This is a genomic window from Sphingobacterium spiritivorum, from assembly GCF_016725325.1.
In the GTDB taxonomy this organism is placed as follows: domain Bacteria; phylum Bacteroidota; class Bacteroidia; order Sphingobacteriales; family Sphingobacteriaceae; genus Sphingobacterium.
Map to the genome: position 1 here is coordinate 3,082,514 of NZ_CP068083.1, position 22,992 is coordinate 3,105,505.

Below are 22,992 nucleotides of genomic sequence, written 5' to 3' on the forward strand. Positions count from 1 at the left end.
AAATAAGTCAGAATAGCAATAGATTGTAATGTTTAGAAACGTTCATACATACCCAAAAACCCCGTTAATCCACCTGTGTGAATAAGTAAAATACGGGATTCTGCTTTAAAATAATCCTGTCGGATAAGATCATCTATCGCAAAAAACAGCTTTCCTGTATAGGTAGGTTCAATCATAATGCCGGTACGGGACACGAAATCACGTATAAAGTCCAGTAACTCCGGTTTAGTCTTGGCATAGCCTCCAAAATGATAATCTGTATGTAGTCGTATTCCGGAAGGATCGACTCCCAGGTTTTCCACTTCATCACGAATAAATGCTCCACCTTTCAATACAGGGACAGTATGCAGAACAGTAGTTAGGTTCATCTTTTGGAGTCCCAGTTGTAATCCGGCTACTGTGGTACCTGTGCCGGAAGCGCAGCAAATGTGATCATAATCATGCTTCAGATCTCCGATAATATGGGCGCAACCTTCTGCAGCATCTCTGCCATATCCTCCTTCATCAATAAAGAATGTTTGGTCGGTCTCTTCTCCAAAATATTGCAGGTAAAGAGCTGCTTTATCCTGATATTGATCGCGGCTGACGAAATGCAGCGTCATGCCATATAGACGACAAAGTGTAAGTACAGGATTATTTACTTCTTCACCACGTACAATGCCATGTGTTTGGAATCCGAATTTAGCTCCCGCACAAGCAGTTGCCAGGAGATGGTTAGACCATGCTCCTCCAAAAGTAACCACCTTTTTTTTGTTTTGCTGAAGCGCTTTCTGGAGTGGATACTTTAATTTTCTCCACTTATTTCCTGAAATATAAGGATGGATGAGATCATCCCTTTTGACAAAGACCCTTATATTTTTTTCAATATAAAGAGGTGATATTATTTCTTCCTCAGGACTGTGAAAATTGAATGTCAATTCCATTGTAAAACATTAAACCTTGCCTGTAGTGTCAAATGACCAACATATTCGGTTACTTTTACAAAAGTAAGAGGATTTTGTTTGAATTCAGCTATTTTTGTACGATGGCAGAAGATTTAGCAATACAGGAACAGGACGAGCAGGAGTTGTTCGAGCATTTAAGAATCGAAGTAGATAAGGGGCAGGCTTTGCTGCGTATCGATAAGTTTTTAATGAACAGGGTTGAGAACGCCTCCCGGAATAAAATTCAGAATGCAATAGATGCAGGTTCTGTATTGGTCAATGACAACATTATCAAATCCAGTTATAAGGTTAAGCCATTTGATATTATCTCTGTTGTATTGCCTGATCCGCCAAGAGATACGGAGGTATATCCGGAAGATATTCCACTGGATATCATGTTTGAAGATGATGAAGTAATGGTTGTTAATAAAGTTGCAGGCATGGTCGTTCATCCCGGATTTAATAATTACACCGGTACGCTTGTCAATGCATTGACGCATCATTTCAACCAGTTGCCAACTATGCCCGGGAATGCGGGTCGTCCGGGATTAGTGCATCGCATAGATAAGGATACCAGTGGCCTGTTGGTGATCGCTAAATCAGAATGGGCTATGACTTACCTGGCCAAGCAGTTTTTCGATCATAGTATTGTTCGTAAATATGTGGCTATGGTGTGGGGAGATATCGCTGAAGATGGAACAGTAACCGGTTATATCGGTCGCAACCTCAAGGATAGAAGAGTGATGACGATGTATGACGATCCGGAGAAAGGAAAATGGTCGGTTACTCATTATCGTGTGCTGGAAAGATTAGGGTATGTAACACTGATTGAGTGTCAGCTGGAAACCGGACGTACACATCAAATCCGTGCGCATATGCAATCTATAGGACATCCGCTATTTAATGATGCTGCATATGGCGGCGATCGTATCCTTAAAGGTACTGTGTTCAATAAGTACAGACAGTTTGTTGAGAATTGTTTTGCTTTATTACCACGACAGGCGCTTCATGCGCAGGTTCTGGGATTTGAACATCCCAAATCAAAAGAATTTTTAACATTCGAAACACCATTACCGGAAGATTTCCGTTTAGCATTAGAGAAGTGGCGTGGGTACTCCACGACATCTGGTCAGGAGACCAACTAATTTATATTTAGAATTTTTATGTCTACAACATATATTAATTGCAACGGGAAGATTGTGCCGGAATCCGACGCTATCGTGTCGGCAGATAACAGAGCTTTCCGGTATGGTGACGGTCTGTTTGAGACTATGCTATGGAAAGACGGGGATATCCGGTTTTTGCCCTTTCATATTGAACGTTTGCAGGAAGGACTCCGTATGTTACATATGGAAGATGCACATAGATTTGATGCCTTTTTTATCAAATCCAAGACCGAAGAACTGATTCGTAAGAATAATATGCTGGGGCAGCAGGTACGGGTCCGTTTGATCGTATATCGTGACGGGGGAGGACTGTATGGCCCCGAAACTAATAAAACGGCTTATGTCCTTCAGATCGCACGTATACCCGAATCACTACGGGATAAGAAGGTCGGTCTGATTGTGGATTTATATACCGAATACCGTAAACCGTACAGTGATCTCTCTAAACTCAAATCAAACAATGCTTTGATATATGTCATGGCAGGCTTACATAAGCGAAAGCATCGTTTTGATGAAGTATTGTTACTTAACCAGGAAGGGTATCTGTGTGAAGCCCTTTCGTCCAATATATTTGTCTTTTATGAGAAGGTGTTATATACTCCTGCAATTTCAGAAGGCTGTATTGCTGGGATAATGAGAAGAGTAGTGATGGATATGGCAGCGGATGAAGGTATAGCAGTGGTAGAAGCGCAAATCAGTCCGGAGATTATGAGCCAGGCGGATGAGATCTTTTGTACAAATGCTGTGCATGGAGTGCAATGGGTAATGGGATATAAACAAAAAAGATATTTTAATAAGATATCCAGAATACTTCAGGAGAAATTGCTGACATGGAATTATCAAGCTGAAGATTAGAGTTTTGTAAAGTTTCTGACTCTTTCTTCTTTGTGTTATAAAAAAAGGTGTCTGTCATTTATCAGACACCTTTTTTAATTTACCTGGCTAACCAGGTTTCAATCAGGGATTTAAGTTTAGGGTCACTCGGTCTTGGACTGTCTGTCGTAATAATATTTCCTTTTTTATCAATTAACATGTAACGTGGAATTCCGTTTACCTTGTAGGCTGCTGAAAGATTATTTCCAGGGCCGGCATGCAGTTGTATACCTTTTAGATTTTTCTCAGGAACATATTTGTCCCATGCTTTTTTGTCCTGATCTACAGATATCCCTACAAAGGCAATATCTTTTCCTTTAAACTGTTCATTCAATTTCTCCCAATGTGGTTCTTCTGCTTTGCAGGGACCGCACCAGGTTGCCCATAGATCTATCAATACCAGTTTTCCTTTCAGATCAGCCAGTGAAACTTTTTTACCGGATATGTCCGGATAGCTAAAGGCAATGGCCTGCGTACCTTCTTTCGTATCAGCCAGCTTAACAGCGATGCCTTGTGTACGTTCTTGTTGATCCTTTAATATAAAATATTGCTTGTATTGGTTATACATTTCCTGATAATCAGTATAAGAGCGGGCTCCTGAAAGTCGGGCTAATACATATTGTCCTTTTATAACATCCGAAGGAATCGCTTCTACTTGTTGTTCGAAAGTCGGTTTACTCGCCAGATCAATTTTTTTATACACTAAATTGGTCATCAAACGGTCTCCATAAGGAAACTTTAACAAGTCGTCCGAAAGAAACGGATCTGATTTGAACTGGATATAATAATCTGAAAGTTCTTCTTTGCTTGGATGGGCAGAACGAGGTGTATAGAGATAACCGATAGCCAGATTGGCAAAATCAAAATCTACTATTTTGGAAAAAAAAGCATCAAATTTAGCATTCCCCGTTTTATTACGTGATTTGATTGCGTCAAGTTGAGTATACATTTCTTCTACTTCCGGGAAGAAATCCATGTAGGTACTTAGTGTGGACCAATAGACGGATTTATCCAATAGCGAATAAGATGCTTTGAACCAGTCTGTCAGTGCAATGTTTTCAGGACTATTGTTACCGGAAAGTGAATAATTTGCTTTTTCTAAGCGGATGTTGAGTTCATCATTTCCTTTAAAATAGAATTTAAATACATGACGTAAACTTAGGACATCTGATCCGCCGACTGCGTACAATCCTTCATATTCAGGTGTGAATTTGAAAGCAAAGCGTTCGGATGAATCTGGCGTAGCCGTAGCTATTTCCACCAGACGACCATTCAATACTTTGTAAAGAAATACTTTTGCGTAGGCTTTTTTGTCTGCAGTTCCATTGATAATAGTGGCATTTTGAGCCATCAGGCTACTGGTCAGGAGACTCAGTAACAGAATGAATAAGGAAGTTCTCATATGATTTATACTGTTATTTTAGTTTAAGGAGTAAGGAATTGTTGTCAATGCATTGACTGGTTCTAATGCCATTACAGTATTATTCTTAATTGCATTTTCCAGCTCCGTAATTGCATGTGCAGAAATCAGCGGATTTTTATCTGCATTCATCGGACTCTTTTTTAATTTGAGAATCTGATCCATAGCAGCCTCTTTATTTCCGAGATATGCCTGTATCAAACTGTATTTATATTGATCAGCGACATTTGTAGTCGTTTCTTTCAACGCTGTACGGTATTTTAATTCCAATGCTTTCAGAACTTCGGTTTGCTGTTTCTGATCTATAATGAGTCTGGCGTATGCATTACTTTCTGCGTCCCATGATGCGAAAGGTTTAATCTGTTCTATAAGCTGTATGTAATCTGTAGCCTGGCCACCGTTTTTGTAGTAATCTGTAATAAATATGGGTAAATATACGGACCACAGACGCTCATTGTAAGTGGGCCTGATATAATCCAGCGTGGCTAACAAGCTGTCTTTTTGATTGTTTTTACCAAATTTCACAATATTAGCCTTTGTCATAGATGTAATCTTGTTTTGCAGAATGGATGTACCATAGCGCTCCAGTAATTCGGGAAGATGATTGTATATAAGCTGATTGTAATGTGAGATATTGGAGTTCAGGATACATACAAACGGAACTTCAGAAAGTGGGTCGGATTGTTTGTCCAGATATTCCTTTACGACTGAAGATTCAAACTTCTGTCCGGTCATCATATATCGTGCAGAATAAAAATCCGGATAAGATTTGTTCAGATCCGTATCAAAAGCTTTGAAGATATTGTTAGATGCCTGCTTTTTTGTTGTCTCTAATAATGTTGCAAAACGATCAACGGCATAAAAGCCGGATTCCATAGTGATTAATTTTCCTGTTGCATCTAACAATAGAAAAGTCGGGAAACCACTCACTGCGTATTTGCGGGACAAAAGCTTTCCTTCCATCTCTTTAAATACATCTGTTTTGAAAAGCAGGAAATCCTTGTTTAACAGCGACACGATTTTAGGATCAGGAAATACTTCATTGTCCATTTGTTTGCAGGGCATACAACCTTCAAAGTATAGATCAACCAGAATAAGCTTGTTTTCTTTTTGTGCCTGGGCCTTTAACTGATCAAATGAACCTTTGAAAACATTAAGCTGCTGTGCTAATAACCCTGTGCTGAAGAGCATCAGTATAATAAGTGTATGAAGTTTTTTGAAATTTGTTTTCATATTATCGGTTGATGGTGTAAGATTGTGTAACAGTATCAGATTCTGGCTCTATAGTTATAGCTGTACCCTTTTCCAGATTTAAGATGCTTTCCAGAGCAGTCTTATCCTTTAAGAAAGTATGTGTCGGAATGCCATTGATACTTGAGATCGCTGTTCCGGGTGTTAATTTTACTTTCTCGTCTTCGGCACCCACGAGACTGAGTAAACGCAATGTGCCGTCCGAATCATATCCAAACAGATAACTGCCGATTGAAAAATCCTGAGGATACGGATACAGGTGATTAGGCTCCAGATATATCTCCCGGTTCTGGAGATTGATGGTGAAATTATATCTGCTGATCAGGCGTACACCAATCGATCCGTCAAATTCTGGTTTCCAGTTTTCGTTATTAGCTCCTCCTGCCATGAGGGTAACGGGCAAATTGGGTACTGCTGGTAAATGAGAAAAAGAAAAGCTGTGACTTCGTCCGGTAAAAGTAGGGGAGACCATACCCATGCTTGCTGTGGTGCCCTGGTACTCCGGTTTAAATCCGCTAACCAGCAGTTTGTTTGTCCGGACAAAAGGCCTGAAACATATCAATGAATAGGATGCTCCTGTATCAAAAACAAAATTTCCGGTATAGGATTTTCCAGGGCGGATTTCCAGATTACCCGGGATGATAAGTAAACCAGCAGGCATTTCAACAGGAATAGTATGTCCTTCTTGTTCGTACTGATAATTTCCAAAATCATAGAGCAGCAATTCGGATTTATCATAATCAACTTTTGTGATAAATCGCTTTACAAGACTATTGCCGATGATGCCATCTGTCTCCCTGTGCATCTCCGGAAATATCGCAATACCCTGACCGGATAATTTCAGCGTATCTAAGAAAATAGTATTATTATCAGATACCTGAATCTGCATATTGCCTCCTACCACAGAAGCATTATTCTGACGGGTTACTTTAAGTCCGATTTCATCGGCAAGTTGTTGGCTGACGGCCATGCCGTCGGCTCCTGTATCAAACAGCAGGCGTAAAGGACGTTTAAAATCATTAATCTTTACCGATAATATTATTGTTCCCTCGTGATTTTCGAAAGGTATTTTAGCCCGTAAGCGAGATGTCTGATAGCGATTCATACCGTAGAGCTGATCAAAAAGATCCAGATAGAGTATACGATCTGCAGAGTCGGTATACAAGGCTGTTTGTATCGTGCTCTTATCTGTTTTGCTGATTTCTATTGCTATTCTATGTCCTGAATCTTGCTTTTTAATGGATAGAAATCTGACATCCTGAGCCGGATAGCTCGAGAGAATATGATCCAGATAACGCAACGCTCCTTCTTGCGTATTTCCGGCAACAGAAAATGAAGGTGCTAAAGCGGCCTTTAAATTAGCAGAATTCTTATCCTTAAAGGCCTGCCTGATTTGCTGTACTAGTTTGTGATCCTGTTGTGCAAATGCAAAGTTTAAACAGAGCAAGTGCATGAAGATCAATACTGATCTAAAAAAAATACGATTCATATGCTTTCTTGGTATTAATAAAACAATACAGTCTGAAAAGAAAATTTCACTTTTCAGACTGTACCATTACCAGGTTTATTGTTGCAAAATTTTGTTTAATAATGTTTTCAATTCCGGGTTAGAAGGCCTTGGAGAATCAGTTGTTACAATTTTACCTTGTTTATCGAAAATCATAAAACGGGGAATACCTTTAATCTTGTAGTATTGTGCTAAATCACCCCATCCAGAAGCAAATAACTGAAGACCACCCAGATTTTCATCTTTTATCATTTTAGCCCATTTATCTTTGTCTTTGGCTTCATCTACAGAGATACTGACAATCTGCAGGTTTGTTCCTTTCATCTCTTCTTCCAGCTTTTTCAAAAAAGGAATTTCAGCTTTACAGGGCCCACACCATGTTGCCCATACGTCTATCAGGACAACTTTTCCTTTTAGATCTTCAAATTTTACAGTCTTTCCATTTGGATCCGGATATGCAAAATTCAAACCTGCATCTCCGGCTTTTAGCTGCGCAAGCTCTGACATAATATCCATATTACGTTTCTTCTGACTAGGTGTAACTACGAAAGAACCATATTGATCCATAATTTCTTTATAGGCTTCAAATGTTTTCAGTCTGCTTACCGCATCTAATACCGCATCCCCCTTTAATGTGTCATTTGACAAAAACACAAACTGATCTTTTACACCCTGTATTCCTTGAGCATATTTGATCTTTTCCTGTTTCATATTGAGCATTATAATACCGGAGAGGAGACGACGTCCCCAGGGATTTTCATAAACCAATTGGGTGGTTGCTGCAAAATCTTTTGCTTTTATTGTTTCATAAAACGGGCTCAGTTCATCTGTAGCCGGATGTGCAGATCTGGGTGTACTTAAAAAGTTAGTTGCATACATAGCCAGATCACTGCTCATGTAGTTCTTAAGATGCTTGTCGAATGTAGGATTGCCGGATGATTTGCCTTGTCCGAATCCTTTTGCTTTCTCCGTAATATTTTCCAGATCAGGGAAGAAATCAACGAAAGTACTCTGCACTTTCATAAAGTTGATTGCTTTTTGTTCTAATGGAAAGACAAAATCATGCCATTGGGTCAGGATCTGATTTTCTTTACTGTTTTCTGTTCCGGTCAATACGTAACTGGAATCCAGTAACCGTACGGATAACTTGTCTCCGGGTTTGAAATAGAATTTATAATTATCATTCGGACTGCCTGGGTTTCCTGTTCCTAAAGCATATAATCCTTCGTATTGGGGATAGAAAATAAAACCAAATTTGCCTTCACCCTGAGGTGTGGAAGTTGCAATTTCTACCGCATTTCCTTCCACGACTTTAAAAAGTTTGACAGGTTTAAGAAATTCTTTTTCCAGACTACCTTTTATTTCTACAGGAGATTGGGCAAATGTCACTAAACCGGAAAGGGCTGATATAAATATTAGAAGTGTTTTTTTCATGATAGATTAGATTATGAATTTGGAAAAGTGTTTTCAGCTACTCTTGGTGATATATAGATGATGTTTTTTGGAGAACCTTTTCCTTCCAGTGTCTGAAAAGGTGTAGATTCCAGGTTGCCGGAATTTTTTCTGAACATTCTGATTTTATAATTTGAGCCTGTTTTGGATCCGATGATTACAAAATTGAAGTTAAAAGCGGCATCAGCAGTAGATGTATATTTCAGGTGTCGGATGAATGTCACTTCTTCACCAGCGGGAAGTGCGTATTGTAATTGTTCAAATTTATTACTCAGATTATAGCTGTATATCTGCTGGTTGCGGTTTGCAAAGTAGAGCAAGTTTTCATCTTCCGTAAGTAAACTGTACTGAGTTGCATTAAAGATTTGTCTGGAACTGGCAATCGTGTCATTTGTGATTTTTAAAACTAACTTGTCCTGTTCCAGATAGGATATAGTTTTAAGCGAAAGATTTGTTTTATCCTGAAAAACTCCGTAGCCTTTCACCTGTGAATAATAGTTTGGAGCAGGTAAATACACGGAATTCTTGAATCCCATATACAATGCTGTTTTATTATTATTCTTAACCGGGACAGGAGCATTTGCAACTGTTGAGAAGTTTGTCATTAAAGATCCTGAACCATTTGCCAGCGTAACGAATGAGCTTGAAATATTGTCGAATAATATGGGATCAGCATTAGTACTGGTACAGAAGAACTTCGATAGTTCGTACGTAGAATTGTTTGCATCTACCATTATCCTGTTTCCGAATTGTCCTGAGTTTGGAGAGTTGGAATTAATATTATAAAGCTGTCCTTTGTTTATCACATGATTGGCCGTGGAGGCTATAAATACGGCAGATGCAGGGCCTACACTCTGAGCACCACCTAAAAAGATACTTTCTTTATTACGGATGGTTCTGAGTGTGTTGAGATTAATCGCCTGTATGTCCTGTTCCGTTGAAACCATAATAGCACGAGTATTACCTAATGTACCTGTTACCGTACTTTTGTAAGCCGAGAAGAAGCTTAAAGAAGTGGCTTTACCATCTATCTTTTTGCCATTAACAAGGCTAAATACATCTTCAACTTTTCCTTCCGCCAGGGCAGTAGCCGGTGTTAAGAAGAGATCAAGGTCAGATTGAGTTCCGTCATCCTTGAGCACATACCACCCGCGTGTAAACTGTGTATTAACTGTTAATGTTGAGTTCTTATATTGTGTGTAGCCGGTCTTTTTGTTGCGCACCATAAATACCAGTATCCAGTCTTTGGCATCCTCCTGTACATAATAATTCAGTTCTTTGGTACGGGCAATGGTATCCAGTGGTTCGGTACGTCCCTGAACATTAGTCTCGTAGATTCCCCATCGGTATTCAAATTCTCCTTCTTTATTTGATTGTATAGTAGGATTCAATTTTAATGTATCTTTCTGGGAAATAAGAGAATAGCTATCCCGGAGTCCTTCAATAGTGATCAGCTCTCCGTCTGTATAGCTGTAATTACTTTTGTCTTTTGCACAAGAGAACAAGAGTACAGCTCCTATTACATATAATAAAAAATTAGTTGTTTTCATATTTAGCTGATTAAGGAAAGAAAATAATGACACCGTTTTCATCCTTTAACGGATTATTGGGGTGCTCTTTATTATAGTTGATCAAGGCCGTCGCTAAGAACGATTTGTAATAATTAGTGACGTCTAGTGGAAGGTTAGACATAAATGTCTGATCCCATCGTTCATTAGTGACTTCAATCATAAAGGCATGTTTGACCACACTGTATGGACCAAAATAATACTGACTAAAAGAAGCTGTCCAGGTATCGGGTTTACTTAACCGGTCTGTAAAACTAAGTTTACGCCATAACTTCGTTTGTTCACCAAACTTGAAATTCTCATTTTCCTGAACGACGATTCCCAGATTCAATGTTTTAGATTTTAATTCCGGATCTCTTTTCAGAATTACAGGCACCTGAGCATGTACAGAATCTGCTTTTATAACATAGAGTTGCTGAATGGAAGGATCATCAAATGGAATATAATGTTTACCCGGTACAGCATTGTCAAGTCCGGTTAATTGTAATTGTTGGATTTTGTAAATACGGTCTGTATTCTTGATACCACCTATAGTGTATATATCAAAATATACGGTATCCAGCTTTACATTACTATCATCATAGTAGAAAGTAGCTGACTTAGTGGTGTCTGCGTATTCTGAATATATCGTTTTACCGGTATACTGAGGCGGTCCGAACTGAATTCTTGCCACATCATTAAAATAATAATACTGATCCTTTTGGCAGGAGACAATAGTTGCCATAACAAAACAAGCAACTATAATAAAATATGTATAGTTCTTCATTTTTCTATTGATTTGTGATTTCTACGGTTGGCATTGGCGGAAGGTAATTGACTGTAGCCGCTGTTGGAACAAATAAAATCTGTGATTTGGGCGCATTTGTACGTTTGAATGCAAAGAAAGCCTGTCCTTCGGCGTAGAATTCTTTTCTATATTCCCGAAGGATTTGGATATTCAGTTCCAGCTCATTCTGAGGGACAGCCAACTGTGAAATATTACGAGCAGCACGAAATTGTTTGAAGTATTCTACTCCTTGTGCAAATGGAGCTGCCTCTGCTGCTATCAGGTACATTTCACTGACCCGTAAGATCGGTATTTGTTTGTAGTCATTGTCGGTTGACGTTGCGTTGAGCTCCAGAGGCTGATATTTGGAAATAACATAATATTTCGCACCGTTGGTTAATGTTATTAAATTCCATAGTGAGGCCTCACGCATATCAGTTCCTGTATTCCCATAGAGGTCCCGGCTAATGGTTGTAGTTGTGGTTCCCTTCCGATACATACCGCTGCCAAAATAATCTGTATAGCTTTTATTCATGTTATTTTCATACAGTCCAAAGATCTGTTCGCCGGTAAGCACAAAATTCTTGGCTGTAAAATCTGCACCGGTACCAAGCTTGAATTTCGGCGTACCGTTTGAATCCTTTGCTTCGATTACTTCACTTGCTGAGGCAAACGCAAGATCCTTTTCTCCATACCATAGATGCGCTCTTGCCTCCAGTGCTTTTACAGCATAGTAATTCATACGCAGAGGTCTGTAAGCAAAATACGTGTCGTCAGGAAAGAAATCTCCACTATTCGGTCTGCGAAGCTCTGTGAGGCTATACTTTATAATTGGATCGAAGGGCTTGAGCAAGGCTTCAGCATCCTGCAGATCCTGAAAGATTCTTAGCTTAAACTGATCGTAAGAAATATGTTCGTTAAGCCCTTTCCCAAAAGTAGTGACATATGCCAGTTGATTACCTTTTGAAGGCTCAAGAGGCATAGGACCATAAAGACGTATCAGATCAAAATGCACACAAGCGCGCATAGCCAGACATTCTGCTTTGATAAGCTCGTACATGTTCTTTGTTTTCAATACAGCTCTTCTGGACTCCAGATTTTCCAGAATTTGATTGATATGAGCAATAGTTCTGTACTGCTGACTGAAAATGCCGTTAAACAATGCTAAAACTCTATCATCCTGATAATTAAATAGTCCAATTTGTTGTTCAGTTGTACCTGATGAGATATCCCAACTGGAAATAATGCTCTCAATCGCTCCGTAGCTTAAATGTCTTCCATATGCGTTTTCATTTTTAGCATTGATATATACACCGGCTAATGCATCTTTAAATCCTTGTTCTGAATCAAACAGAGCCTCCTCCGGTATTTGTGTTTTAGGTAGAACATCCAGATACTTGTTGCAGGAGCTGACCAAAAAGACTGCTGCCATACAGGTGATTATTAATTTCTTTTTCATTTTTTAGAATGTTGCATTAATACTTAAGGAAAATTGTCTGGAGAAGGGGTAAATAGTGCCTCGTTCTCTACGAATGGTTGACAGATACATCGGTTCGGCTACATCGGCTGAAATATTGATATTCTCAAAGCGCATTTTTTTCAACCAGGCTGCTCCGGCGAAATTGTATTGAATATTAAAATTTTGCATGATGAGCGTGTTTTCATCCTGAACAAAACGTGAAGATTTGTAGGTTGGAGTCGTGTTTGTAATCCCTTTAAACGGAACATTATCTCCCGGCTTTTGCCATCTTTCAAAGAATACCCGTTCATCCATATTGTATTTGTAATTGGACGCCTCTACCCGCTCTACTAGAGTACTGTTGTATTGTTGTGCGCCTATTCTGTAACGAAAAGAAGTGTTGAAAACAAAACCTTTGTAACGGATCATTGTACTGAAATTTCCAAATAAATCCGGGTCTGTGTTACCTACAGCAATTACATCCTTTCCTCTCCATGTATATGTCGGATTACCATCTGCACCAAGGTAAAGCTCCTTACCCGTACTTGGATCTATCCCTAAGGATGGGACTACCCAGATGGCATTACTGGAATAGCCTTCCACATACATTTGTCGGGCATCTGACTGCATATTTTGTATAGCTTTTTGTGCTTCCTTCAACGCTGCCGAAGTTTCTATAACTTTGTTGCGGTTTTGGAGGACTGCTCCTGTGACAGACCACATAAATCCATCAACCTGTTTTTTAAGAAAGACAGTTGCCCGAACTTCAAAGCCCTTATTGCGTAAGCGACCTATGTTAGCTGTGTAAGACGGGAAACCGTTTGAAGCAGGTGTATTCACAGAGGATACCAAATCCCGGGTCGTTTCTACATAATAATCTGTGTTCAGCAATAAATAGCGGTTGAACAGCTCTATATCTGTTCCGATATTCATTTTTAAGGCCTGCTGCCATTTAAGATCTTCATTACCATATCCTAATAAATATGCTCCGTTCCAGTTGAAATAACGGTCATCCGTAAAGTATGCATAGGTAGTCATTGCCTGATATGAATTAAAATTCGTAGAACCTGTAGTTCCGATAGATCCTCTTAATTTTAATCTGTTGACTTTAGTATTCTCCTTAAAAAAAACCTCTTCATGAATATTCCAGCCTATACCCGCTGACCAGAAAGGCGCAAATCGCTGATTGGCACCAAACTGAGATGAACCATCTCTGCGGTATACAAAATCAGCAAAATAACGATTGTCATAGATGTAGTTCAGATTCGCCACGAAGCCGATAGCCCTGTTAAATTGCTCATTACCTGTAGGTTTTCCGCCTTTGGCATACTGTAAGCCCATCGTGATAAAATCCAGATTAGCATTAGGGAAACCTTCAGCAATAAAACTATAAGTCGAGAATTCGTCTTGTCGCATGTTCAGACTGGCACCTGCATAGATAGCATGTACATCTTTAATTTTTTTGTTGAAATCCATATTCAATGATCCGTCATAAGAAAATCCGTTTGCGATGGAATATTTATAATCACCCTTTCGTATCAGATCGACTCCTGAGTAATTGGCAAATGCTGTGTGTTCGGCTGGTCTGAAGCGATCTCCCTGAATGTTTTCTTTGGTAATTCCTATTTGTGCCCGCAGATTTAATTCAGGAATAATGCGCCATTCAACAGAAGTATTATTTGTAATCTTAGTTGAATTGTTTTTATCGTATGTGTTCAGCGTCGCATTATACAATGGGTTGGTGGGTAGTGTACTCCAGTATTGATCGTAATCTCGGTTTCCAGGATTTCCAAGTAATTTATTTACGTTACCGTTTTCATCATAAGGACGCCAGTATGGATTTTGTTTGACATAGTCTGAAAACTCACCATAAGGAGATTCACTGCTTTTAGCATTGTTTATATTCAGGTAATTTCTGAAGAGTAAATTTTGATAGGTATAGGAGAGGATAATCGTTCCGTTGAATGTATTTCTATCCGATCCTTTCATTACTCCGGCAATATTGTTGCTTTGTACCGCAGCCGAATACCTGAACTGACCATCACCACCTTCAAGACGAAGATTGTTCCGTAATCCGTAAGAAGTGCGCAGAGGAAGAGCTAACCAATCGGTTTCAACACCGCTGTTTACTTCATTCAGAATAAAATTATAATAACGTTTTAATGGAACATCGGTAGAAGCATTTGGGGAATTATAATATCCCGCCAGACGCTCTAGTTCCAGTTTGTCTCTTGATTTCAGTAAATGATAACCGCCAAGATCCGCATTTTCCACATTCAGGTTAGAACCAAAACTCACTCTTAATCTGCCGGGCTTTGGCAATTTGGTAGTGATGACAACTACCCCGTTTGCTCCACGTGATCCGTACATGGCAGTCGCTGAAGCATCTTTTAAGATGGTGATGGATGAAACATCATTTTCGTTGATATCTAATAGTGTTCTTAAGTTAGACTGGAAACCATCCAGAATAATTAAAGGGGTGTTCAGTTGTGTATTAGATTCATTCTGAATTTCTCCCACATTCGGAATACTCGAATTTCCACGTATTTCTATTGTCGGGATGAGGTTAGGGTTGGATCCAAATGAGTTACTTTCAATAATATTAAAAGAAGGGTCAATATTCCGTAGTGAAGTGACCAGATTGCGATTGCCAAATTGCTTTAGCTCTTCGGCTGTTACCGTTCTGGAGGATCCGGTAAAGCTTTTATCTTCCTTTTTGAAAATACCTGTTGATACCACAACTTCTTTCATTGTCTGCTCCAATTTTTCCAAGCGAACAGTAATGGGGGAATCTTCCAGCTTAACTTTTACTTCTGTTGTCTTAAATCCGATAGATGAAATAATTACTGTCTCGTTCTGTGCAGTGATCGGCAAGTTAAATACACCATCTGGAGTAGTCATGACGCCTTTTCTTGAATCTGACTTCAATCGTACAGAAGCACCTGCTACAGGCTTTCCACTTTCATCTATTACTTTTCCTCTGATATAGACCTGCTGAGGTATCGATATGAGCACACTCTCCTTAATGACTGCCTGAGGCCGTTGTAAAGGTCTTTTCTTCAGAACCACAGTTTTATCAAAAAATTCATAACTGAATCCCGCGTCTTTGAGGATCGTATTTAAAGCCTGTCTTAAAGGTGTTTTTTCCAGATGAACGGAAAGGTTTTTTACAGGATTTACATCTGCCTTTTTATAGAAAAAGACATAACCACTTTGTTTCTCAAACTCTTTGAGTGTGCCTTCCAGCGTGATACTATTGTGCTTTAACGTGATGTTTTGTCCATACGAATTTGCATGTACCTGTAATAGCCCTATCCCCATCAGGAAAGCTATAATTTGCACTTTCATAACTATACTTGTTAGTGTCTTATTTGCATGCATTTTGCTGAGCTGATGAAAGAGACAGGAGGGTAATGTATCGTCCTTGCTTCGTTGTATAGCAGCATGCATTTCGTCTTTTTTTGAAAGACGGTTTAGATTAATTTTCATTAACTTTGTTAAGTTTAGATGTAAAATTTAATTATTCGATAATTAGAAAAAACAATTGCCACTGTTTTTTAGCAGCTAAACGTATCGGTCCGGATCGTGTTGGCGCACTTTCCGGATTTTTTGTTTTACTGCTACTGTCTGGTTTAGCTGGTTTCGTAGTTGTATTCCATTCTTTTCATTTTTAGTTAAGGTTAGTTTATGATTAATTTTCGTTTGTTTTGTGCATTGGTCACTGCCTGTACGTTTATATCTGCGAACTCCAGTAGTTTTATAAGTTTATCCAGCGATAGATTTTTTGGGATTTTTCCACTATATGTGATCGCATTTTTGTTGGCATACTCGATCTCCACATCATACCAGCGTGCAATTTGCCGAAGTACTTCTTCAGAGTTGGTTCCGTCAAAGCAGAACTGTCCCTGTGTCCAGCCTATAGCATAGCTGGCATCTACCTCTTGACTCCGTATCATATTTGCCTGTAATACAGTTTGCTCGTCAGGTTTTAAGGTTATCGGACTGATGTTTTTATTTGTTGGATTTACCCGCACAGACCCTTCAGCAAGGGTAGTTTTGACAAAGGGTTCATCTTCGTAAGCATTGATGTTAAATTTTGTACCCAGTACTTCTGTTGTTTGTTTTGTGGTTTTTACGATAAACTTGCGATGGTTCGGATCTTTAGTTACCTCAAAATAGCCTTCTCCCTGGAGGGTGACAATACGATCGGTGCTACCAAATGTTTCGGGGTATGTCAGGCTGGATTCTGCATTAAGAAATACTTTGGTGCCGTCAGAAAGAACGATACTGTATTGTCCGGCTTTAGGTGTTTTTAGTGTATTTAATTTACCCGGATTTGAAGAGGGTGTTTTATTGACATATGTAACCTGACCGGAAGAATCCATGATAAACAGTCTGCTACCATTTGTGAGCGATTGGTTTTGATCCAACTCATTCAGATCTATTATTTTACCATCCGCCAGAGTTATAGTAGCTTTATTTTCTCCGGGAACTATAGCCGCGATTTCCTGCGCATCCATAGGAGTGAAACTGTTCCAGGCATTATAATACATATAACCAAAATACCCGATCAGCAATAAAGCAGCTACTGCTCCCATTTTATACCATAGCGGTCTGATGGTATATGATGGATTAATTTCTTTCAGAAGTTTTGCTTTTGTACGTTTCTGAGAAGACTTTGGGTCGACATCTGTATGCACATGATCGAGCTCATCATACCATTTGTACAATGTTTTGCGTTCCTCAACGCTCTCTTGCCTGCGCAAATATTTAGTTAGAATACGACTGATCTTCTTGTCTGCTTTCATAATATACGGCTGCTAGCTGATAACTTTTACAGTTCGGTTGTATATATGTAGTGAGACTCGAAGGAGATAGTACCTACTTCTTTTTTTATTTTTTTGAACTATTATAGGAAAAGATGAAAAAACTGACGTGTAACGGATTTTAATCGTCTGATAGCCTTGTTAATATGGTTTTCTACAGTAGATTCGGAAATATCAAAATCTTTTGCAATTTCCTTATTTGTTTTGAATTGTTCTCTGCTCAGTCTGAAAATCTGTTTACATTTTTCAGGTAAATTCTCTATCTCCTGTTCTACAATATCCAGTATATAGCGGTAATGCAAGCGTTCTTCCAAAGGTTGCTCATCTAGAAGAAGATCATAATCAGACAAATCATCGTAATATTCTACTGCTGTTTTTTTCTTATAGTAGGCAATGACAAGATATCGACAGGAAGAGTAGAGGTAAGCCGGCAGAGATTCTATTTTTACCAAATTCTCCCTGTTTTTCCATAAACTAAGGAAGAGATCATGCAATAAATCTTCGGCTACGGCACTATCATCAATTTTTTGAAGAATATGCCGGGACAAGGATGGGTAAAATATATCGTACAGTTCAGAAAAAGCATGCTGATCATCATTAGCGATTTTAGCTAACAAAGGCAGGTAGGTATGTTCTGTACTTGTATTCATGTGCTTGGGTGCGGACAAATGTAATAAATTAGTGGCATTTAGTGCAATAGATGGTTTTAAACTGATTGAGAATCTATTACTGCACGCCATTCTCTAAGTATTTTAGATATTTCGTAACAAAAGATAAGAGCAAGAGTTGTAAAAGGTTAATTTAAAATGTACAAGCGTTTGATTGCAACAATTTCGTTTCTGCATATACATCATTATCATTTTTGCAGCAATAGTTAGTGAAATATCTTGCTGCAGTTTCCTTAAAAATAAAAGAATCTGTCTGGTTTTAAAAATCTTATAGAGATTTGTGTTGCAATATCATTCAATTGCCCAACTGAAAATCTGAGATAATTATCTTGATAATAAAAGGGAATGAATACAGAACAATGTTTTACATCGTCTTCCTCAGGCTTTTTGCCAGTTGATCCAGCTCATTCAGAAGATTCTGTATCGCCTGAATACGTACCTCCAGTTGCTGTGATTTTACAGCTGACTGATTTTGCACTGTAACATTGATAGATAATCCTACGATCAGTGAATTGATGCGATAAGCAAGAGCATGAAAGGTGTTCGCATCAGACCAGTCTTTCTTTTTATTACCGGGTTCATTCTGTAACTGCGTGATGGTATCTGAAAATGAAGCCAGTGCTGTTTGTGCTTTTTTTCTTGCCAGGCGAATCTCATATATATCAGATTGATGATCGTGCAGCTGTCCTTCAACGGCTTTAAAATATTGATCATTATGTTGTACGACCAGATCAGCAAGATTTAACATACCGCGCTTCTGCCTTATCGGAACAAAGAAATAACCTGCTACAGCCAACAGGCATCCGATCAGCGTAAATATGATACGGCTTCCCAGTATACGGTCGATATTTCCCTCATAGCTATTTAAAGTAATGACAATCCCTGCCGTAATAAACAGCACACTGACCAGGTAATTCGGTTTGTTGAACAGGAAAAAACCATAAAGACATATTGCTGCTATAATAAGGAGTATGGATATATTGGAAATCAGATTCAGAATCAATATTCCTAAGAGAATACCTGTAAGTGTACCTGTAATGCGTTGGAAATTGCGGCGTTGAGTAGTTACAAAACCCGGTCGTGCTACAATAGCAATAGTTAGCAGAATCCAATAGGTATATCTGTATTCCGGAAGGAGCATACCGAATAGTCCGCCTAACCCAAATAAAACGGCCAGTCGTAAGGCAAATGGAAATATCGTGGAGTGAAAACTGAGTTGATTTTTGACTGCAGTCCATCCGCGTGGCGGCAAGGAAAGAAAATGCTGGTATTCATTTTCCTTTACCGAATCAAATACCTTCGCATCGGATGTAGATCGTATACGTGTAATGAAATCGAGAATCAACTGGATATTACGTATAGTCGCATTTAAAATGGAATAAGCTTCGCCCTCTTGCTTATCCCGTATAGCGATAAGCCCATTCAGTAATGAGGGAATCTCCATATGATTATTGTGCTTATCCGATATCTTTCTGGAGTAGTTTGCTGCTAATAAATCTATTTCTCCGGCTATCCTGATAATCAGCTTACGGATGTGTTCAAGTGCGCCTGTAGGTTCCAGAGTTTTTCGGATAGACTCGTAATCGTGGTCAAGAGCCATTAATAGTTCATACAGATCAATCAGTTGATAGACTTGATTCAACCAGACTTTTCCCTCTTCAGAATAAATCAGTTTTTTTTCTCTTAGCAAAAGGAATCGTATAGTCTCCTGTTGATCGCTTACCTGAATATGCAATCTTCCGAGTTCTCTGTATGCTTTATCTAATGGAATAAGCTCATCATAACATTTTGCTTTGGCTTGAAGCAATACAGCCATACTGAGAAAACCATCAGCCATGGCATGGCGTAATGAACGGTAAGGTACTATATAAGCCTGCAGAATACTGACCATATAAAACCATATTGCACCTAAAGTAATTCCTATACTGAAGGTTAACGGATGCGAAGGCCATAAACCCACCACAAAACTGACCAGAATAAGGGTTAGAGTACCGGTAATTCCTACCCGCAGTCCAAATACCGATAACATTGCGCATATAAAACCTGATGCAATGAGTAAGGGAAGCAGGAGCCAGGCGGAAGAGATGGCGTAAGCAGTAGCAAATGAAGCTGTAAAAAATAAGGGTATGCACCATTTTGCAGACTTCCATTTGTCCTGCCGGTTGCCGGGTAGATCAGTAAGAGAAGATAATAATGCACCCATACCTACCGTAATGGCAGTATCCAGATGTCCGCAGTAAAAGACTATAATGCTGGGTACAAGTGTTGTGAAAATATTGCGAAAAGCATCCCCACTGTTTTCCGCTGAAATAAACTGGAAAACAAGTTTTGAAATCGAAGAAATTCTGTGCTTAAGCGCATAGAATGCCATATAATCAGACATTTAAATTTTGTGCAAAAATATAAATATTTATGGATCTATTATGCCTGCATATAAAATCAATCTTAAAAATGACAATGTAATTCAAACGCCGTCTGATAATTCCGTTTTAAAAAATATTTGGCCAAACACCGAAATAAATAATGGAAATACCTACATTTAAAATATAATTGTCGGAAAATTTACTTTTTTATGAATTTCAGTATGTTTTAGATAGAAATCCATTTTCTTTTTCTAAGTTCTGCAATGTAAATAAGTATGTAATACTATATTATAGATATTCCCCAACAATCGTTGATCGCTGTCTAAACCACCTTGAAAAAGTTTTGGATTCAAACACCTGACTTTTTTGTAATAGGGTAATTAAATATTGAATAATAAACCACAAGAGAGAATGCTTTCAGAGGAATTTGAAAATCTGTCAGTCGATGAGGTACTATTACCTATACTTAATGGAACCACTCAAGGTATGGTTGTATCAAGTCTTGATGGCAAATTGGTTTTCTGGAATGAAGAGGCAAGCCGGGTTCTGAACATACCAAAAGAATCATGTTTAATAAAGAATGTTTTTGAGCTGTTTGCTACTTTCTGTGATGAGCATTTTATTCCTTTTTCCTATGAGAAATTTCCGGTTAATATCACTGCTGAAACAGGTGTAGCACAGAAAGATGTGATTGTGGTATCTGTTCAGGGAAATAAACAGATGGTTTGGCACAATCTTAATGTTACACAGATATGTATTGGAAATACTCCTTTTATCCTGACTTCATTTTCAGATGTGAGCCGGATTATGGAAGTAAACCGCAAGGCTTTAGAAAATGAAAAACAGCTTCATCTGTTGGTTGCATCATTAGATGACATTGTATTCGAAGCTACTGCTGAAGGTATTATCCTCAATTATTGGGTCAATGATCCCCAAAGCCTGTTTTATGTTCCCGATTATTTTCTGAATAAAAACATAGAGGAATTGTTCCCTGCTGATCTGGCTATATCATTTCTTGCCCTTATACAGAATTCTTTAACAGAAAGAATTTCTAATGAAATGGAATATCAGTCTCCGTTTGATTCCCATAAGGACAACTGGTATAGAATACAGACCCGCCCCATCCGTTTCATGGAAGACCGGGTAGCAGTCATTGTTTCGGATGTTACGGAGCGTATAAGACGGGAAGAAATGACACGAATCAATGAACAAAAATTCAATCAGGCTTTCCAGTATTCGGGTATAGGTATGGCTATGGTTAATCAGGAAGGCGTGTGTCTGGAAGTAAATAAGACATTATGTAAAATACTGGGGTATACACTTGCTGAACTAACCACCCTGAGTTTCCATGAATATACTCATCCTGAAGATCTGGAAATGGATGTGCAGAATTTGGAAAAACTCGGAAAGGGTCAGTTGGATAGTTATACGATAGAGAAACGTTACCGGCACAAAAAAGGACATTATGTCTGGTGTCTGTTGACGTCTTCCAGAGTTTCAGATGCAAAGGGAATCACTATCTTTTATATTGCCCAGGTACAGGATATCAGCCTGTCCAAAAAGAATGTGGAAATATTGGAACGTCAGAAAAATCAGTTAAAAACCGCTATGTTTGATCTCGAAACAAAAATTCAGCAGTTAGAAGAGTTTAATAAGATCGTAGCACATAATCTGAGAGGACCTGTAGTCAATATAAAAATGCTTATTCAGGAAATCCTGACGGCAGAGAATGAAAATGATAAAGAGGAATATCTGCAGTTGTTGCAATCCAGCAGTGACGGACTAACAGAGATTTTACAGGAATTGATTGAGATTCTTGAAATTCGTAACCAACAGACTATTCCTTTTCATTACTGTGACTTTGATCAAATCTATAATAAGGTTGTTCAGCAATTTATCGTTGAAATACAAACTAAAGAAGCGGTCGTAACAACAGACTTTGAAGTGAAAGGAATTTACTACTACAGAATATATTTGGAAAGTATTATGCTAAACCTCATCAGTAATGCGTTAAAATATTCTGTTGAAGGGAAGCGTCCACATATCCATATCCGTGCATATCAGGACCGAAATAATGTATGCCTGAGTTTTGAAGATAACGGTGTGGGGATAGATCTTCAAAAGTATGGTAATCAGGTTTTTAAATTCAGGAAAACATTTCATCGAGGATTTGATAGTAAAGGAGTCGGCTTATTTATGACACGATGCCAGATAGAATCACTGGGAGGAAAAATCACAGTCAAAAGTGAACCCGGTAATGGAAGTATATTTACCGTACATTTTTATTTACATCAGGATGTACCTATTCTAACCATATGATAGAGACCTTACGTATAGCTATTGTTGATGACGATATTATATTCAGACTTATCTTCAGTAAGATGCTGGAAAATTTTTCGGAATTACCTGTTCAGGTTCAGGTCTTCGAAAATGGTCTGGAGGCTTTGAACTACTTTCGATTGTATCAGCATGAGGAAGATAAGCTTCCGCATATTCTTTTTGTGGATATCGATATGCCTTTTTTGTCAGGTTGGGAGATGATGGACGAAATCATGCAGGAAGGAATAAACTTTGTACTGCATATACCTGTCTATATCTTAAGTTCATCAACAAGCACTACGGATAAACAGAAAATCCATAATTATGTATTTATTAATGAATATATAGAAAAGCCTATCACAAAGGACAGGCTTTTCGGATATATTAAAGAATATCTGGCGGATAATCAATAATTATCAGCCTTAGATCAA

Annotated in this window: 16 protein-coding genes; 4 read left to right on the forward strand and 12 right to left on the reverse strand. The window is 38.6% G+C overall.

From position 1 onward, the window contains the following. Positions 1–32 precede the first annotated feature (32 nt). The gene (locus I6J02_RS12890; protein WP_201678296.1) at positions 33–923 is read right to left on the reverse strand and encodes a 1-aminocyclopropane-1-carboxylate deaminase/D-cysteine desulfhydrase; all 891 of its coding nucleotides are present in this window, start codon (positions 921–923) and stop codon (positions 33–35) included. Positions 924–1,024: 101 nt separating this feature from the next. Between I6J02_RS12890 and I6J02_RS12895 the strand changes: the two genes are divergently transcribed. Together I6J02_RS12895 and I6J02_RS12900 are read left to right on the forward strand one after the other, a co-directional pair. Next, a complete protein-coding gene (locus tag I6J02_RS12895) occupies positions 1,025–2,068 on the forward strand; it encodes an RluA family pseudouridine synthase (protein ID WP_201678297.1) in 1,044 nt (347 codons plus the stop codon). Between the two features lie 18 nt (positions 2,069–2,086). Further along, complete coding sequence (locus I6J02_RS12900) at positions 2,087–2,944, forward strand: aminotransferase class IV (protein ID WP_201678298.1); 858 nt, start codon at positions 2,087–2,089, stop codon at positions 2,942–2,944. Positions 2,945–3,023: 79 nt separating this feature from the next. On the opposite strand, the gene I6J02_RS12905 is transcribed toward I6J02_RS12900, so the two are convergent. The 11 genes from I6J02_RS12905 to I6J02_RS12955 all read right to left on the reverse strand — a co-directional run bounded on the left by I6J02_RS12905 (position 3,024) and on the right by I6J02_RS12955 (position 20,250). Next, positions 3,024–4,364 carry a TlpA family protein disulfide reductase gene (locus I6J02_RS12905; RefSeq protein WP_236581856.1) on the reverse strand — a complete coding sequence of 447 codons (1,341 nt, stop codon included), beginning with the start codon at positions 4,362–4,364 and terminating at the stop codon, positions 3,024–3,026. A gap of 18 nt (positions 4,365–4,382) precedes the next feature. Further along, positions 4,383–5,615: a thioredoxin family protein gene (locus tag I6J02_RS12910; protein WP_201678299.1), complete on the reverse strand. Its 1,233-nt coding sequence runs from the start codon at positions 5,613–5,615 to the stop codon at positions 4,383–4,385. A gap of 1 nt (position 5,616) precedes the next feature. Next, positions 5,617–7,122, reverse strand: coding sequence for a retropepsin-like aspartic protease (locus I6J02_RS12915; RefSeq protein WP_201678300.1), 1,506 nt, complete (start codon positions 7,120–7,122; stop codon positions 5,617–5,619). Positions 7,123–7,197: 75 nt separating this feature from the next. After that, on the reverse strand, positions 7,198–8,574 hold the full coding sequence (locus tag I6J02_RS12920) for a TlpA family protein disulfide reductase (protein WP_201678301.1): 1,377 nt from the start codon (positions 8,572–8,574) through the stop codon (positions 7,198–7,200). 11 nt (positions 8,575–8,585) lie between these two features. Then, positions 8,586–10,142: a PKD-like family lipoprotein gene (locus tag I6J02_RS12925; protein WP_201678302.1), complete on the reverse strand. Its 1,557-nt coding sequence runs from the start codon at positions 10,140–10,142 to the stop codon at positions 8,586–8,588. A 10-nt stretch (positions 10,143–10,152) separates the two neighbouring features. Then, positions 10,153–10,926, reverse strand: coding sequence for a DUF4843 domain-containing protein (locus I6J02_RS12930; RefSeq protein WP_201678303.1), 774 nt, complete (start codon positions 10,924–10,926; stop codon positions 10,153–10,155). A 4-nt stretch (positions 10,927–10,930) separates the two neighbouring features. Further along, positions 10,931–12,385, reverse strand: coding sequence for a RagB/SusD family nutrient uptake outer membrane protein (locus I6J02_RS12935; RefSeq protein ID WP_201678304.1), 1,455 nt, complete (start codon positions 12,383–12,385; stop codon positions 10,931–10,933). 3 nt (positions 12,386–12,388) lie between these two features. Continuing rightward, a complete protein-coding gene (locus I6J02_RS12940; RefSeq protein WP_201678305.1) occupies positions 12,389–15,874 on the reverse strand; it encodes a SusC/RagA family TonB-linked outer membrane protein in 3,486 nt (1,161 codons plus the stop codon). A 191-nt stretch (positions 15,875–16,065) separates the two neighbouring features. Next, entirely contained in the window at positions 16,066–17,193 is a 1,128-nt protein-coding gene (locus I6J02_RS12945) for a FecR family protein (RefSeq protein ID WP_201678306.1), read from the reverse strand. A gap of 101 nt (positions 17,194–17,294) precedes the next feature. Beyond that, complete coding sequence (locus I6J02_RS12950) at positions 17,295–17,861, reverse strand: RNA polymerase sigma factor (RefSeq protein ID WP_201678307.1); 567 nt, start codon at positions 17,859–17,861, stop codon at positions 17,295–17,297. Positions 17,862–18,243: 382 nt separating this feature from the next. After that, entirely contained in the window at positions 18,244–20,250 is a 2,007-nt protein-coding gene (locus I6J02_RS12955; RefSeq protein WP_236581859.1) for an FUSC family protein, read from the reverse strand. 403 nt (positions 20,251–20,653) lie between these two features. Here I6J02_RS12955 and I6J02_RS12960 point away from each other — a divergent pair, with 403 nt between their 5' ends. Next, positions 20,654–22,561 carry a PAS domain S-box protein gene (locus tag I6J02_RS12960; RefSeq protein WP_201678309.1) on the forward strand — a complete coding sequence of 636 codons (1,908 nt, stop codon included), beginning with the start codon at positions 20,654–20,656 and terminating at the stop codon, positions 22,559–22,561. After that, the gene (locus tag I6J02_RS12965) at positions 22,558–22,974 is read left to right on the forward strand and encodes a response regulator (RefSeq protein WP_201678310.1); all 417 of its coding nucleotides are present in this window, start codon (positions 22,558–22,560) and stop codon (positions 22,972–22,974) included. The genes I6J02_RS12960 and I6J02_RS12965 overlap by 4 nt, the downstream gene beginning before the upstream one ends. Positions 22,975–22,992: the final 18 nt, after the last annotated feature.

Bases quoted from the DNA above. Each gene is read 5' to 3' on its own strand.
- I6J02_RS12940 (WP_201678305.1), bottom strand. From the start codon at position 15,874: ATGAAAATTAATCTAAACCGTCTTTCAAAAAAAGACGAAATGCATGCT.
- I6J02_RS12890 (WP_201678296.1), bottom strand. From the start codon at position 923: ATGGAATTGACATTCAATTTTCACAGTCCTGAGGAAGAAATAATATCA.
- I6J02_RS12905 (WP_236581856.1), bottom strand. From the start codon at position 4,364: ATGAGAACTTCCTTATTCATTCTGTTACTGAGTCTCCTGACCAGTAGC.
- I6J02_RS12945 (WP_201678306.1), bottom strand. From the start codon at position 17,193: ATGAAAGCAGACAAGAAGATCAGTCGTATTCTAACTAAATATTTGCGC.
- I6J02_RS12920 (WP_201678301.1), bottom strand. From the start codon at position 8,574: ATGAAAAAAACACTTCTAATATTTATATCAGCCCTTTCCGGTTTAGTG.
- I6J02_RS12925 (WP_201678302.1), bottom strand. From the start codon at position 10,142: ATGAAAACAACTAATTTTTTATTATATGTAATAGGAGCTGTACTCTTG.
- I6J02_RS12895 (WP_201678297.1), top strand. From the start codon at position 1,025: ATGGCAGAAGATTTAGCAATACAGGAACAGGACGAGCAGGAGTTGTTC.
- I6J02_RS12935 (WP_201678304.1), bottom strand. From the start codon at position 12,385: ATGAAAAAGAAATTAATAATCACCTGTATGGCAGCAGTCTTTTTGGTC.
- I6J02_RS12955 (WP_236581859.1), bottom strand. From the start codon at position 20,250: ATGGCATTCTATGCGCTTAAGCACAGAATTTCTTCGATTTCAAAACTT.
- I6J02_RS12950 (WP_201678307.1), bottom strand. From the start codon at position 17,861: ATGAATACAAGTACAGAACATACCTACCTGCCTTTGTTAGCTAAAATC.
- I6J02_RS12910 (WP_201678299.1), bottom strand. From the start codon at position 5,615: ATGAAAACAAATTTCAAAAAACTTCATACACTTATTATACTGATGCTC.
- I6J02_RS12965 (WP_201678310.1), top strand. From the start codon at position 22,558: ATGATAGAGACCTTACGTATAGCTATTGTTGATGACGATATTATATTC.
- I6J02_RS12915 (WP_201678300.1), bottom strand. From the start codon at position 7,122: ATGAATCGTATTTTTTTTAGATCAGTATTGATCTTCATGCACTTGCTC.
- I6J02_RS12930 (WP_201678303.1), bottom strand. From the start codon at position 10,926: ATGAAGAACTATACATATTTTATTATAGTTGCTTGTTTTGTTATGGCA.
- I6J02_RS12960 (WP_201678309.1), top strand. From the start codon at position 20,654: ATGCTTTCAGAGGAATTTGAAAATCTGTCAGTCGATGAGGTACTATTA.
- I6J02_RS12900 (WP_201678298.1), top strand. From the start codon at position 2,087: ATGTCTACAACATATATTAATTGCAACGGGAAGATTGTGCCGGAATCC.